Annotated in this window: 12 protein-coding genes and 3 tRNA genes; 14 read left to right on the top strand and 1 reads right to left on the bottom strand. The window is 34.3% G+C overall.

What is annotated here, in order from left to right; translation table 11 throughout:
* Positions 1 to 4: 4 nt before the first annotated feature.
* The 6 genes from J6D32_RS11315 to J6D32_RS11340 all read left to right on the top strand — a co-directional run bounded on the left by J6D32_RS11315 (position 5) and on the right by J6D32_RS11340 (position 5,974).
* A tRNA-Gln gene (locus J6D32_RS11315) sits at positions 5 to 79 on the top strand.
* 32 nt (positions 80 to 111) lie between these two features.
* Positions 112 to 187: transfer RNA gene (locus J6D32_RS11320), tRNA-Lys, on the top strand.
* A gap of 62 nt (positions 188 to 249) precedes the next feature.
* A tRNA-Leu gene (locus tag J6D32_RS11325) sits at positions 250 to 333 on the top strand.
* A 476-nt stretch (positions 334 to 809) separates the two neighbouring features.
* Positions 810 to 1,868 (top strand): patatin-like phospholipase family protein, encoded by a 1,059-nt coding sequence (locus J6D32_RS11330; RefSeq protein WP_055163539.1) that lies wholly within the window; start codon positions 810 to 812, stop codon positions 1,866 to 1,868.
* 153 nt (positions 1,869 to 2,021) lie between these two features.
* Complete coding sequence (locus J6D32_RS11335; RefSeq protein ID WP_287467687.1) at positions 2,022 to 4,313, top strand: beta-L-arabinofuranosidase domain-containing protein; 2,292 nt, start codon at positions 2,022 to 2,024, stop codon at positions 4,311 to 4,313.
* A gap of 125 nt (positions 4,314 to 4,438) precedes the next feature.
* Positions 4,439 to 5,974: a poly(ethylene terephthalate) hydrolase family protein gene (locus J6D32_RS11340; RefSeq protein WP_155223571.1), complete on the top strand. Its 1,536-nt coding sequence runs from the start codon at positions 4,439 to 4,441 to the stop codon at positions 5,972 to 5,974.
* A gap of 32 nt (positions 5,975 to 6,006) precedes the next feature.
* Here J6D32_RS11340 and J6D32_RS11345 read toward each other — a convergent pair whose 3' ends face one another.
* Entirely contained in the window at positions 6,007 to 7,371 is a 1,365-nt protein-coding gene (locus J6D32_RS11345) for a sodium-dependent transporter (protein WP_006784272.1), read from the bottom strand.
* 262 nt (positions 7,372 to 7,633) lie between these two features.
* Here J6D32_RS11345 and J6D32_RS11350 point away from each other — a divergent pair, with 262 nt between their 5' ends.
* From J6D32_RS11350 to J6D32_RS11385, 8 genes are all read left to right on the top strand, one after another.
* Positions 7,634 to 7,945 (top strand): DUF1540 domain-containing protein, encoded by a 312-nt coding sequence (locus J6D32_RS11350; RefSeq protein WP_006784273.1) that lies wholly within the window; start codon positions 7,634 to 7,636, stop codon positions 7,943 to 7,945.
* Positions 7,946 to 8,059: 114 nt separating this feature from the next.
* Positions 8,060 to 8,812, top strand: a complete 753-nt coding sequence (locus J6D32_RS11355) for a 5'-nucleotidase (protein ID WP_006784274.1) — start codon at positions 8,060 to 8,062, stop codon at positions 8,810 to 8,812.
* Positions 8,813 to 8,883: 71 nt separating this feature from the next.
* Positions 8,884 to 9,243 (top strand): hypothetical protein, encoded by a 360-nt coding sequence (locus J6D32_RS11360; RefSeq protein ID WP_006784275.1) that lies wholly within the window; start codon positions 8,884 to 8,886, stop codon positions 9,241 to 9,243.
* A 443-nt stretch (positions 9,244 to 9,686) separates the two neighbouring features.
* The gene (locus tag J6D32_RS11365) at positions 9,687 to 10,661 is read left to right on the top strand and encodes a 5'-nucleotidase (RefSeq protein ID WP_006784276.1); all 975 of its coding nucleotides are present in this window, start codon (positions 9,687 to 9,689) and stop codon (positions 10,659 to 10,661) included.
* 42 nt (positions 10,662 to 10,703) lie between these two features.
* On the top strand, positions 10,704 to 10,964 hold the full coding sequence (locus J6D32_RS11370; protein ID WP_006784277.1) for a zinc ribbon domain-containing protein: 261 nt from the start codon (positions 10,704 to 10,706) through the stop codon (positions 10,962 to 10,964).
* Between the two features lie 224 nt (positions 10,965 to 11,188).
* Entirely contained in the window at positions 11,189 to 11,578 is a 390-nt protein-coding gene (locus tag J6D32_RS11375) for a helix-turn-helix domain-containing protein (protein ID WP_006784278.1), read from the top strand.
* Between the two features lie 114 nt (positions 11,579 to 11,692).
* Entirely contained in the window at positions 11,693 to 12,664 is a 972-nt protein-coding gene (locus J6D32_RS11380; protein ID WP_006784279.1) for an aldo/keto reductase, read from the top strand.
* A gap of 298 nt (positions 12,665 to 12,962) precedes the next feature.
* Positions 12,963 to 13,787, top strand: coding sequence for a hypothetical protein (locus tag J6D32_RS11385; RefSeq protein ID WP_129821268.1), 825 nt, complete (start codon positions 12,963 to 12,965; stop codon positions 13,785 to 13,787).
* The last annotated feature ends 105 nt before the right edge of the window (positions 13,788 to 13,892 follow it).

Raw genomic sequence — 13,892 nt, forward strand, 5'->3', positions numbered from 1 at the left:
ATATTGGGCTATAGCCAAGCGGTAAGGCAACGGACTTTGACTCCGTCATGCGCTGGTTCGAATCCAGCTAGCCCAGCCATTAAATAAAAGTAATTTTATATTTCTAAATGTGTCCTGCTAGCTCAGTTGGTAGAGCATCTGACTTTTAATCAGAGGGTCAGAGGTTCGAGTCCTCTGCAGGACACCATTTTTTTATTTTGAGTTATTATGGTATTGATTTTTATTAAAAATTTGCTATAATAATGATATGCGGGTGTGGCGGAATTGGCAGACGCGCTAGATTTAGGCTCTAGTACCTTTGGTGTGCAGGTTCAACTCCTGTCACCCGCACCAAATATGATGATTATGGTATCCAAATGGATATCTTTTTTTATGTCTAAAGATGTAAGTCGTAAAATAGTAAAGATGAATATGATTTGAAACTAGGATTTTGTCCTGTTTTTTTTATTTTTAGGTGATGAATAGACAGTATTTGTGATAAGTTTATTTGAACTGTAAAATTAGTGGGGAATTGATATCATAAAGAGTAGAATTTAAGATGATTCGACTCTAGTAATGGTCATGTTCTTGTGAAAGATAATGAGAGCTGAAAGTAGATTGATCATTAATAAGCAATTAAAGGATTTGTCTTATTGATTGCAGTCTTCTTTGACGTTTATACGAAATCAAAAGCTTCAAAAGTCAGCGCTTAATGAGATGAAAGGCCAGTAGGCCTTTTTTTATTTGCGAAAAGAGGGTATTTTTTCTTCGAATTTTATTTTCTTCTCATCTCATATATTAAAGTAAGAAGGAATAATGGAGGGATGATTATGCCGAATATGATTCGAGTTCTTTCAATTGATGGTGGAGGAATTAGAGGGATTATTCCTGCTAAACTGCTGATTCGGCTGGAGGAATTACTAAAATTTTATAGCGGGAATCAAGAGGCTCACATTAGTGATTATTTTGATCTGATTGCCGGGACGAGTACGGGGGCAATTTTAACGAGTCTTTATTTATGCCCTGAAAGACCGGGATCAACAAAATCAAAATATAGTGCCCAACAGATTTTAGACTTATATGTGAATGAGGGAATTTATATTTTTGAAAAAACAATTTGGAGTCGAATTAGTAGTGGTTTTGGTTTGATTGGACCTAAATATTTACCTCATTATTTAGAACATTTATTAGAAGAGTATTTAGGTGAGACGCGGATGGAAGACTTAGTTAAGCCTTGTTTGATTCCGGCATATAATATTGTCTCAGGAGAGGCAATGTTTTTTAATCAGATGAATGCTTATCGAGATGAATCGTTTAATTTCTTGGTGCGTGAGGTTGTTAGGGGAAGTACAGCTGCGCCAACTTATTTTCCAGTGGCTAAAATTAGTGATGTGTTACGGGGAGAGTTAGCTTTAATTGATGGGGGGATGTTTGCTAATAACCCAGCTTTATGTGCGTTTATAGAGGCCTGTAAGTTTCCATTTAATCCGAGTGAAGAGGATATTTTGATTTTTTCTCTTGGAACAGGGTCGAAAGAGATTAGTTATGAATATGAAAAGGCTAGAAATTGGGGAGATATTCAGTGGGCGATACCAGCGTTATCTATTTACGGATCGGCAGGCTCACAGACAGTTCATCATCAGTTAAGTCGATTATACGCTTCAAATGGGATAAAAGATCAATATATAAGGATTGATCCGGAATTAGAGGCCAATCATGTCAGTCATCAGATGGACAATATTTCAAAAGAAAATATTGAGGCTTTATTAACATTGGGAGATCAAATGATTGATTGTTATAATAATAGACTCAAAATATTAGCTCGAAAATTGGTTGTTGAAGAAATGGGACGTCGTGAAAGTTGTTATCGAATGCATTTTGAAGTTTAATGACAGTGTTTTGAAAGATACGATTTAGAAAATATTTACAGAATAAGTGGTTAAACTTATAATTAAGTTGTACTTATAACGATTGATGTTGTAAGTACATTTTTGTTTTTATATGATTAAAAACGTATTCAAAAGTGGATGGGAGAGGAAGGAATGAGTTCGGAATTTGTAAGGTTAGAAAAGGATTCTTTATTTGAAATCTCGCAAGCAGTGGGAAAGCAGTACTTACTGGATTTAGATGTTGAGCGTTTGTTAGCACCGATTTATGAGGGAGCATCTCAAATCCCACCTAAACCAAGCTATGGAGGATGGGAAAGTTTAGAGATTAAAGGTCATTCCATTGGCCATTATTTATCGGCACTTGCTTGTATGTATGAGGCGACCAAAGATTTAGAGCTTAAAGAGCGTATGGACTATATTATTGAAACATTTTCTCTATTGCAACGAGCAGACGGGTACTTAGGTGGATTTTTAAGTACACCATTTGAACAAGTTTTTACAGGGGAGTTTCATGTTGATCATTTTAGTTTGAGTCATTACTGGGTACCTTGGTATTCGATTCACAAGATATATGCAGGGTTAATGGATGCTTATCAGATTGGAAAAAATGTAGAAGCGTTGAATATTTTAAAAAAGTTAGCAGATTGGGCTTATGAGGGCAGTCGGCTGATGAGTGATGAACAATTTCAACGGATGTTGATTTGTGAGTACGGTGGTATGAATGAGGTGATGGCCGAATTATATGAAATCACCCAGGATGAGCGATACCTTTATTTAGCGAAGCGATTTATGCAACATCTAATTATGGATCCATTAGCTGCAGGGGTTGATGATTTACAAGGTCGTCATCCCAATACACAGATTCCAAAGGTGTTAGGTGCTGCTAAGTTATATGAAGTAACAGGTGATGACTATTATTATCGTGTGGCAAAGTTTTTCTTTGAGACGGTGGTTTTGCATCGCTCTTATGTAATCGGTGGAAATTCAAGTGGTGAACATTTTGGACCAAGTGATACAGAACCATTATCGCGTGAAGCAGCTGAAACGTGTAATACGTATAATATGATTAAGTTGGCGAAGTATTTATTTAAATGGACGAAAGATTCTAAATATATAGATTTTATTGAACGTGCTACGTATAACCATATTTTAGCATCACAAGATCCGCATACAGGATGTAAAATTTATTTTACCTCAAATTATCCAGGACATTTTAAAGTTTATGGAACAAAGGAAGATTCGTTTTGGTGTTGTACGGGAACTGGAATGGAGAATCCAGGTCGTTATACGCACCATATTTTCTTTAAAGAAGATGAAGATTTTTATGTGAATTTATTTATGGCTTCAAGTTTTGTAAAAGAGGATGAGCAGTTAAAAGTAGTGCTTCAAACAGATTTTCCTATTTCAAATGTAGTAAAACTTGTTTTTGAGGAAGCAAATCAGCTGTTTTTAAATGTTAAAATTCGTGTGCCTTATTGGTTAAATGCACCGATAGAAGTAAGGTTCAAAGGTCAAAGTTATGAAGCGAATGGGCAAGGCTATTTAATGATTTCTGATACATTTCATGCAGATGATGAGATTGAGATTGTCCTACCAATGGGGCTTCATGAGTATGTGTCGATGGATGATCCGCATAAGGTTGCGTTTATGTATGGGCCCGTTGTTTTAGCAGCGGTACTTGGTTGTGAGCATTTCCCTGCTTGTGATATTGTACCTGACCACTTATCGTTAATGACGCAACAAACGATTAGGGTCCCTAAAATTGTGACGGATTATCAAGATTTGAATCAATGGATTGAACTTGTTAATCAAAAGACATTAACATTTAAGACTGCACCAAATGCAAAGCCAGGAGATGTTAGTTTTACACTTAAGCCTTTTTATGCCATTCATCATGAGCGATATACGATTTATTTTTCGAAGTATAGGTCAGAGGAATTTTTGAATTTGGGCGATGAAACGTTAAGTCGCGATGAGTTGTTATTTGATCAGACGGTTGATCTTGTTAAAACGGGAGAACAGCAGTCTGAGATTGAGCATCAGTTTAAATCAGTTGAATCTTACGCGGGTTATTTAGCAGATGTAAATATGTGGTGGCGAGATGCACGTGGAATAGATGGAAGTTTTAGTTATGAAATGGAAGTCATACCAAACGAGAAGATGGCTTTACTTGTTTCTTACTTTGGATTAAATGGTGAGAATTTGGAGCCTGTCAAACGTGTTTTTGATCTTTTGGTGAATGATGAATTGATTCAAACCGAGAGATTAATGGCCACGAAAAACGTAGAGGTAGTAGATGTGGTTTATCCGATTTCATCTGATTTATTAGCAAATGTTAAACCGAATGAGGATGGAAAATATAAAGTGACGGTTAGTTTTAGAAATCGATTTGAAGACAGTATTGTGGGAGGAATTTTAGAAGTTCGCACGATTTTACAAGCATAATTGAAAAAGATGATTTCATTTTTTGAAATCATCTTTTATTTTTTTACTTTTTTTGTTTAAATTCCATTTTTTGTCTCACAATAAAATAAATAGTGATAAATAGTTCTCAAGGAGGCTAAATATAGATGAAAATAAAATGGATTTTTGGTATAGCTATTTCAGGTATAGTATTTGTGGCTATGGTTTTTTGTAGTTTATTTTATTTCAATCAGGAGGACACGTCATTGGTGGATACAGTTGAATCGATATCTCCTGTTGGGGTTCAAAATAATTCAAACTTTAATACACAAATGGATGCGTCTATTTTATCCTTTGACTTAGGTGAAATGACACTGAAAGATGAATCAAATTTAATTCAAATTCCTCTTAAGGGAAGTTTAGTTGTTCCAGAAGTTGAAGGAGAGTACCCGATTGTCTTTATTTTTTCGGATTTGAATGCCAAAGAGGGTGTTTCGAGAGCTTATGATGAGATCTTAGCAGCGATTGGAAGCACTAATTGTTTGGCGATTCATTTAGATTTATCTGAGCTAAGTTCTATTGAGGGATACGATGAAGAGATGTTGAAGTCTGTTTTTGATGAATATCGTCAACGTTTAAGTCAATCATTACTTGGTGAAAATGATGAGTTTGGAGTAGAGCTCACGAATAAAGGCAGTTTAGCAAAAGTGGTGATGATTGGTCATGGAAAAAGTACAACAAATGTATATAAGATTGCACTTGATCAAGAGTATAAACAACAATTAAGCCTTGCAGGCCTTTTATTGATTGATCCAGTAGACACTAATTATAAAGAACTTTCATATCCTGATGTTCCGACCGCTATCATGTTATCTGAATATAATGAAGATGAACATTTAGTTGGTAAAGCATTATATGAAGATTATCGTCAGGAGAAAGCTCGTAAATCGATGACTTCATTGGTGTATGTTAAAGCAGGAAAATTTGACGATTTTAATGTAGCAGATTCGGAATTAGAATCAGTCCTAAACTTTGAAAATAATGTAGAGTTTGTCAGTCAGTACATTGTTGATTTTCTACAGAGTGTTTTTGATAGCTCGCCTATTGGAAGTGGATTTACCGTTTTAGAAATGATGCCAAAAACACTGTATGGTGCTGAAGTGAGAACAAGTTTAACAGTACCGAATACGATGATGTTGATAAATGCTCAAATTGAATCTAATCCAACGGTGAATACATTAGGTGGTAAAATTATTGCAAATGATATCAATATTGAACGAACAACAGATGGAACGACGAGCTTTTTGATGAAGTGGGATGATACTAATGCGAGCCTTTCGATTGAAATTCCAAAAGGAAGTCGGGATTTGAGTCACTATGATGCGATTTCTTTGTATTTAAGTAATCAATTATCAAATGAAGTGATGAGCGGTGAAGTCATTCAAAATCAATTAGCCACTCAATCTTTTGAAATTGAGTTAATTGATGAACAAAATCAAACCTCAAATGCTAGTATCAATTCGATTGAGGAATTAGTTCTAATGGGAACAAATGAACAGGTTTTATATAATGAGCGTCTTGTTTTAAATCAATTCAAAGAGGTTGATTTAACGAAGATTAAACAAATTAATTTATTATTTAATCAAAGTAGTCAAGGATGTATTCGATTAGCAGATTTATCATTTGTTAAAGAACCGCAATAAAAAAAGTTCTCGAATTTCGAGAACTTTTTTTATTAGAAATTAATAATACCAAGTCCATATAAGAAGACAATAGCAATCGCAACTGGTGCTATATATTTTGTAATAGTAATATAGGCCATCGTTGTTTTAATTGATTTAGATCCTTGTTTTAATTCATCTTCTAATTGATCACGCTTGAAAATAAATCCTAAGAAAATAATGATTAATAATCCACCAATTGGAAGTAATACATTAGCTGTTAGTACATCCATCCAATCAAATAGTGATTTTCCTGCGAAAATAAGGCTTGAATCTGGTGTGTTTGATAAAGCGCATAAGCTTGAGATAAAAACAACTGTAATAGCTGTTAATCCCATTGCTTTACGACGGCTAAATTTCAGCTCTTCTGTCACATAGGCAATAATAACCTCAAAGATTGACACAACAGATGTTAAAGCGGCAATGAATAATAAGAAGAAGAATAAGGCACCAAAAATTGTTCCACCAGGCATTTGTAAGAAGACGTTTGGTAATGTGATGAAAACTAGACCAGGACCAGCAGTTGGATCAATTCCAAAAGCAAATACAGCCGGGAAAATTGCTAGACCAGCTAATAAGGCAATCACTGTATCTGCAACTGCGATAGAAGCTGTTGTAACTGCTAAGTTTTCTTTTTTATTAATGTATGAACCATATGTTAACATCGTTCCCATTCCGACGCTTAAGGAGAAGAATGAGTGACCTAATGCATCTAGAACAGCTGACATCGATAATTCACTGAAGTTTGGTTTTAGTAAGAATTCAATTCCTTCACTTGCTCCAGGTAAGGTAACGGCGCGAATTACTAATAAAATGATAATTCCAACTAATCCAGGCATTAAAATTTTACTGTATTTTTCAATTCCTTCTTTAACACCACCGAATAAAATAGCTAATGATAGTAAAATAAAGATGATGGTATAAACAATTGGCGCAACACTACTTGTTGAGAATGCTTGATACGTGTTGGCAATTTGATCAGAAGTCATACCGGCAAATCCGTTAGTCACTGTTAAAATAAAGTAATGAATCGTATACCCTGCAATAACGGTATAGAAGCCTAAAATCATGAAGGCAGCAACGATTCCCATCCATCCGATACCGAACCAAGGTGTTTTAGGGGCAATTTTTTTAAACGATCGAACGGCATTTGATTGTCCACGACGTCCGATAATAAATTCTGCTAATAAAACTGGCATCCCAACTAATAAAATCGCAATTAAGTAAACTAAAATGAAGGCTGATCCCCCATTTTCACCTACAATATAAGGGAATTTCCAAATGTTCCCTAGTCCTACAGCTGAACCAGCAGCAGCTGCAATGATTCCAAAGCGTGACGAAAACCCATCGCGCTTTGTCGATGATAATTCTTGACTCATATTTAATTCCTCCTACTGTCCTACACAACGACTCTTTCTAGTCGTTTCCTACAATAATCCTTTTATTTTAATGCTAGACCTACTAAAATGTTAATAAAAAGGCTTAAGCAATAAAAGTTGAACTTATTTTAGCATGAAAATTTTCATTTGAAAAGCAAAATGTCTTTTTGTTTTGAAAAATGTCGAGTAACACGAGAATAGTTTGATTAAATTTGAGGAATGATACAAGAGAAACAATTGTGATAAAAGGGAGGTCTATCATATGTCAATTAAATGTGGTGCGCATAATTGTGTGCATAATGATAATCAAGGAAATTGTTATGCAAGTGTTGTGAATGTTCGTGGCGCGCAAGCAACGGTAACGGATGAAACGTTATGTAAAAGTTTTGCTGATCAAGGGCTTGTTGGTGATGTTGAATTTGGATCAGAGTTTAGTAATACGTCACACAAAGCGACAGTTAATGATATTAAATGCAGTGCATGTCATTGTAAACATAACGATAAAAATTGTTGTCATGCTGATGCCGTACAAATTAATACAGATACAGCAAGTTGCGATACATTTGAAAAATAGGATAGATAAAAAGCTTTCTAAATCTTTAGAAAGCTTTTTATTATGCGAGAACAAAAGTAATAAAGTGATTATTAAATTCATATAATAAGATACGATTAGCTGGGGGAGAGAAAAATGGAGAAAGTAGTGGTGGCAATTTCTTTAAGTGCGATATTTAAGCCTAAGTTAAAGAAAATTCAAACGATGACTGATCAGAGTGATCGTATTTTTGTGTATCATAATGCAAATGAGGTGTTTGATAAAGGTCCCCTTTTTTCTTTTATTGAGCAACTTTTATGCGCTAATCTATCGTTTGTTGACGTGATGATTATATCAGATAGTCCTCCTGAAATATCTGATTGTATTTTTGAAAGTTTAGCTTATTATAAGTTAGAAATTGATAATGTCATTTTATCTAATCGTACCTCGATTTTAGATTATTTAGCAGCTTTAAAGGTTGACTTATTTTTCTCTTCTGACTTAAATTTGGTTCAGGAGACCCAGAAGATGAATATTTTAGCTGGTTTAGTTTCTTTAGGAGTGACAACAACCCATGAGTTCAAGGTGGCGCTCGATCATCGGTTGTTTGCAAAAGAGGGAATGTGCGATGCCTTTGGAAAAATACTACCTGTATTTGGATTTTGGCAAAAGTTATTTGCTAACTTTAAGGTGGCTTTACTAACGACAAGGTGCTATAGTGTTGAATCTTGGGTGAAAGATTTATTTAAATTATCTCAATGTAAAGTGAATGAAGTCTGCTTTTTAGGTATGGGAGGGACTGAAGATGTTTGCCGCCTTTTTGATCTTACGGTTTATATAGAGGGGGAGAGGCAAGATTCTTTGATACGGACGAAGCCAACTCCTCGTATTTTAAATATTGATTTTTAATTTGAAGTAACATAAAAAAGAAACCCATTACATATATTTAAAGGAAGATAAAATGAGAGGAGAGGAGACTATTGAATGACGTATTGTTAATTACTAATGATAATCGCGTTTATTTAAAAAATAATGAAACAGAGAAGTTAGATTTTTATCATCAGGGATATTTGACAGATGATGAAATTTTAGGGATTTGTTCTAAATTTATAGAGTCGAAGCGAGACCTAGCACTTGAAAATAAGTTAGTTGTAACCATCACCTCAAGTGATGAAGGATATGAGGTAGGTTTTGCACCCTTAACCCTTAACTTACCTGAAGTGAAAAAAGTTCAAGGTGAGTTACCTGTTGAATTATTTATCCGATATGGACGTCATTTAGTATTTAATGATTTTAACGCTTTGCTTCAACGTTTAAATGAATATAAAAAGGAAAATTAATAAACGATAGAAGTCCAGATAAGTTTTTTATCGTTGAGTAACTTTAATTTTATGGAGTAGATGAGAAGGGAATCGTTTACTAGCGGGAAGAATGATACGATTGTACTTTTGAAGTGATTTATGTTACATCTGGAATCTACTATGCTCATTGATAGGAAAAAAATATGTCTGGTTCTAGATAGGTTATTAATTTAAAATATAAGGTATTAAAGAGACGAGTGATGAAGAGGAGAAGTCATAGCAATCTACTAATGGAGAACTATGACTTTTTTTGTTGGTTTTAGAATAAATTCGATTAAAGACATATAAATTATAAAGGTGAGAGGAAATAGTGTACTGTCCTTTGTTGAAAAGCGTTTCTTAAATCTATATAATGGAAGTATTAAAGTTATCCACATCTAATATGATAGTGAAACGTAAGTTTATTGATTGAGGTGAAGAGAATGGCGTATGATTTACAGGATAAATTAGTCGTTGCAATTTCAAGTCGTGCTCTTTTTAATTTAGAGCATGAAAATCAGATTTTTGAAACGGAAGGAATTGAGGCGTATCATCGTTACCAAATTGAGAATGAAAATACTGTTTTAGAAAAAGGAACGGCATTTCCATTGATTGAGGCATTGTTAAGTTTGAATGATAAATTTGATTACCCTATTGTTGAGGTTATTATTTTATCAAGTAATAGCCCCGAAACAGGTCTAAGAGTCTTTAATAGTATTGCAGAATATAAACTTGATATTGTTCGTGCTGCTTTTACGGGAGGAGAAGATAAGCTCCCGTATCTGAGCGCTTTTAATATTGACTTATTTTTATCAAGAAATGAACATGATGTTCAAGATGCGATTGATAATGGAGTGGCGGCAGCACTTGTTTACGATGTTCCAAGAGATTATCAACCTAACCAAAAAGAGATTCGAATCGCTTTTGATGCTGATGCGGTTGTTTTCTCAGATGAGTCAGAATTAATTTATAAAGAACAAGGACTTGCAGCTTTTATTGAAAATGAAAATGCAAATGCTGAAAATGCAATGAATGAAGGCCCATTTGCTAAGTTGCTTAAAACATTATCAACGATTAAGGAAAAAGATGATAGCTTAGTTAAAATTGCAATTGTGACGGCAAGAAATTCACCGGCTCATAAACGTGTTATTCTTACATTACGTGAATGGGGATGTAAAGTGGATGAGATGTTCTTCTTAGGAGGAGTGGCAAAAGATAAAGTTCTTAAAGCGTTTAATGCCCATATCTTTTTTGATGATCAAGATTATCATGTTGGTCCAGCTTCTCAGTTGATTCCCTCTGGGCGTGTTCCATATAAATCCAATTCGAGTTTGAATCAATTTCAAAAAGAACAACATCATGAACATGAGCATCATGAGGAGCACCAGCATGAGCATCATGAACCATACCATGGTTAAGATAAAATAAATCTTAAAACAATGCGAAGGGATGTCTTTAGATTGGAAAAAGTTTGTCAAAGTTGCGGATTACCACTGAATGAAAGAATTTTAGGAAATGAAAATAATGGGACATTTTCGCAAGAATATTGTTATTTATGTTATCGAAATGGACGCTTTATAAAGCCAGATATGACTTTAACTGATATGAAAAAACAAGTCATTCAAATGATTGACCAAGCACCAGTTAATAAATTTCAAAAATGGATGTTGAAAAAGATTTATCCCTTACAATTAAAAACTTTAAAGCGTTGGAGAGATTAGAGATGAAGAAAAAGTATCAGCTTGCTGATGCTTTTTTTATTACCCAAGAATAAAGTCAAGTTATTTTTTGTGTCATTTTTGTTTTTAATTAATGTCTTACTGTTTAATAATGGTAAAAATTAGGTTATAATAAAAATAACTTATAAGGATTGATTATTCTTTATAATGGTTATAAAGAGACACATCCATTGGGGGAAATGGATTTTTTAGGAGGGATTGAATTTATGTCAAAGGTATGCAAGAAGTGTTCACAACAGTTTGAGGTCAAAACCACATCTATTCAATCAGGATTAGGAACTTTAACGGTGATAATTGAAGGAATCACGATTTATGTTTGTCCTAAATGTGGGGATACAATATTACAGTCTACGGATGCCCTTGTTTTACAGAAGTTCAAAGAAACGCTAGATTATGAACGAAGTGAGGTTACTTTAAAGGAAAAAGAAGAAGGTCCTGAAATTTTAACCCTGCCAGAGGTGGCTAAAATGTTACGGGTTAGTCATCAAACGATTTATAATATGATTCGTGATGGAAGATTAAAAGGCTATAAGGTTGGAAGAGAGTGGCGCTTTTTAAAAAAAGATATGGATGATTATCTACTGCGGCTTCAGTAAAAAGATGATGAAGTCCCTGATGGCTTTTTTATCATAAAATTTTTCTTTGTTAACGTTTACAATGAAGTGTTGATAAGTTATAATGGATTGATATTATGTTTTTTAGGAGGAGTTATGAAGCAGATACGAATTGGAAATAGTAACATTCATGCCTCAGAGATTGCACTTGGATGTATGGGAATGGGAGGAGAGTGGACTCATAATCCTTTGACAAATGAGGTTAAGAAACAGGCTTTAGTAACCATTGAAGCGGCCTTAGAGCAAGGGATTAATTTTTTTGATCATGCTGATATCTATACGTATGGAAAGTCGGAAGAAGCTTTTTCTGGAATCTGGGAGACTGACTTAGTTAAGCGAGAAGAGATTTATATTCAATCTAAATGTGGAATTCGTTTGAAAGGAAGTTTAGGGGAAGGTTCTGCACCACATTATGATTTTAGCTATCAGTATATTATTGATTCTGTAGATGGTATTTTAAAAAGATTGAAGGTCGATTATTTAGATTCTTTATTGCTACATCGTCCAGATGCACTAGTTGAGCCAGAAGAGGTGGCTCAGGCATTTAGTGAATTACAGGCTCTTGGGAAAGTTAGACATTTTGGGGTTAGTAATCATAATCCTCATCAAATAGAATTGTTAAAACGTTATATTGAACAAGATTTAATTGTGAATCAAATGGAGTTATCGTTAGTTCATGCTAATTTAATTGATGAAGGGATGAATGTTAACAGTTTAACCAATCCGATTGATCATCGAAGTCAAGGAACACTCGAGTATGCGAGATTAAATCATATGACGATTCAAGCCTGGTCACCACTTGCAACGGGGATGTTGACAAAGGAGAAGGTAGAGGCTCCTTATCAAGCAGCGCATGAGGTCATTAAGGAGTATGCCAATGAATTCGGAGTGAGTCAAGAAGCTATTTTAATGGCTTGGTTACTACGTCATCCCGCTAAAATCCAACCGATTGTTGGCACGAAAAACCCACAGAGAATTAAAGCAGTGTGTGAAGGTTCCCAAGTTAAGTTAACACGTGAGCAGTGGTATCGTTTGTATAATGTGATACCAGGAAGAAGTTTATTATAAAGAAAAAAGGTTAAAATCAGATTAGATTTTAACCTTTTTTTGATTATCATTTTAAAAAAAGGAGTGGTGAGTTTCGTATAATTTTACTTAAAATTTCTAACTCTATAACTATAGAGATAAGGATTCTTGCTATTGGTATAAACTTGATGTCTGTTCATCAGGATTAGGAATTTGTGTAGAAATGGAGTTTATTATGAGATGCATGCCTAATCGATCAAAAAGTAAGTTAAATGATAATCAATTAGATAGGAGAAAACTTATTGAGTCGGTCAATTTTTGTTATAAAGGATGATAAGTTATGAAGTTCAAGAGATGGTCCGTGAAGTATTTAGTCTGTACTAGCATCTTATTTACAACACTTAGTTTAGTGATGGGTTGTTCTGCTAATAAAGCAGGAGGAGGGGCTGATGATTCGTATGTTTTAGTGAATGAGTTAGAATTTATTAATCAAACCCTTGAGCAACGTAGCGAAGGAAATTATATTTATCAAGCTCAAATTAAAAATAATTCAAAGTTTATTATACGAGGGATTTCAATCGATATAGAGTTGAGTAATGGAAATTATACAACGATTTCCACACAAGATACGTTAAAATCAGGTGACATTAGTGGGTTTATTCAATGTTTTGGTCCAAGTTCAGGTCGTATTGAGGATATGAAAGCGACGCGGATTTTGATTAATATGTATGATGAGAATATGGTTCATACTGTTGTGGAATATGATGTTAATCAAAATAAATATACTTATACACCAGGAGAGGCATTCTCAGCTGAAACTCCTAAGGTTACCGTGACTGATTTGGAGTTTATGAATCCAACGTTAACGGTTCCTTCAAATGCTAGTGGAAGTGTGTTTGAGACAAGTCTTAAAAATAATTCTGATTATGCCATCATGGGATTAGTTTATACATTTGAAATGAATAATGGAAAAAATGTTAATCTAATGGTTGTTGATACGATTGGGGCACGAGAAAGTATTGGGCCTATTTCTTGTACGGGACCTGAGAGTGGAAATATGGAAGATATGGAAACTAAAACGATTAAATATACGATAATTGATGAAAAAGGAACGAGTCAGACGATTACATACGATGTTCGATTAAATCAATATTTTATTAAGTAGTAAAAAGCGATATTTATGTGGTATCGCTTGTATAAAAAAATACTCCACTTCATGGAAGTGGAGTATTGAAACAGGAAAGAATAGATGCAATGAAAGTGTACCAAT

The organism is Turicibacter sp. (genome assembly GCF_017941855.1).
In the GTDB taxonomy this organism is placed as follows: domain Bacteria; phylum Bacillota_I; class Bacilli_A; order MOL361; family Turicibacteraceae; genus Turicibacter; species Turicibacter sanguinis.

What these genes read in the sequence shown, in the direction of transcription:
- J6D32_RS11330 (WP_055163539.1), top strand. Translation starts at nt 810, where the DNA reads ATGCCGAATATGATTCGAGTTCTTTCAATTGATGGTGGAGGAATTAGA.
- J6D32_RS11335 (WP_287467687.1), top strand. Translation starts at nt 2,022, where the DNA reads ATGAGTTCGGAATTTGTAAGGTTAGAAAAGGATTCTTTATTTGAAATC.
- J6D32_RS11340 (WP_155223571.1), top strand. Translation starts at nt 4,439, where the DNA reads ATGAAAATAAAATGGATTTTTGGTATAGCTATTTCAGGTATAGTATTT.
- J6D32_RS11345 (WP_006784272.1), bottom strand. Translation starts at nt 7,371, where the DNA reads ATGAGTCAAGAATTATCATCGACAAAGCGCGATGGGTTTTCGTCACGC.
- J6D32_RS11350 (WP_006784273.1), top strand. Translation starts at nt 7,634, where the DNA reads ATGTCAATTAAATGTGGTGCGCATAATTGTGTGCATAATGATAATCAA.
- J6D32_RS11355 (WP_006784274.1), top strand. Translation starts at nt 8,060, where the DNA reads ATGGAGAAAGTAGTGGTGGCAATTTCTTTAAGTGCGATATTTAAGCCT.
- J6D32_RS11365 (WP_006784276.1), top strand. Translation starts at nt 9,687, where the DNA reads ATGGCGTATGATTTACAGGATAAATTAGTCGTTGCAATTTCAAGTCGT.
- J6D32_RS11375 (WP_006784278.1), top strand. Translation starts at nt 11,189, where the DNA reads ATGTCAAAGGTATGCAAGAAGTGTTCACAACAGTTTGAGGTCAAAACC.
- J6D32_RS11380 (WP_006784279.1), top strand. Translation starts at nt 11,693, where the DNA reads ATGAAGCAGATACGAATTGGAAATAGTAACATTCATGCCTCAGAGATT.
- J6D32_RS11385 (WP_129821268.1), top strand. Translation starts at nt 12,963, where the DNA reads ATGAAGTTCAAGAGATGGTCCGTGAAGTATTTAGTCTGTACTAGCATC.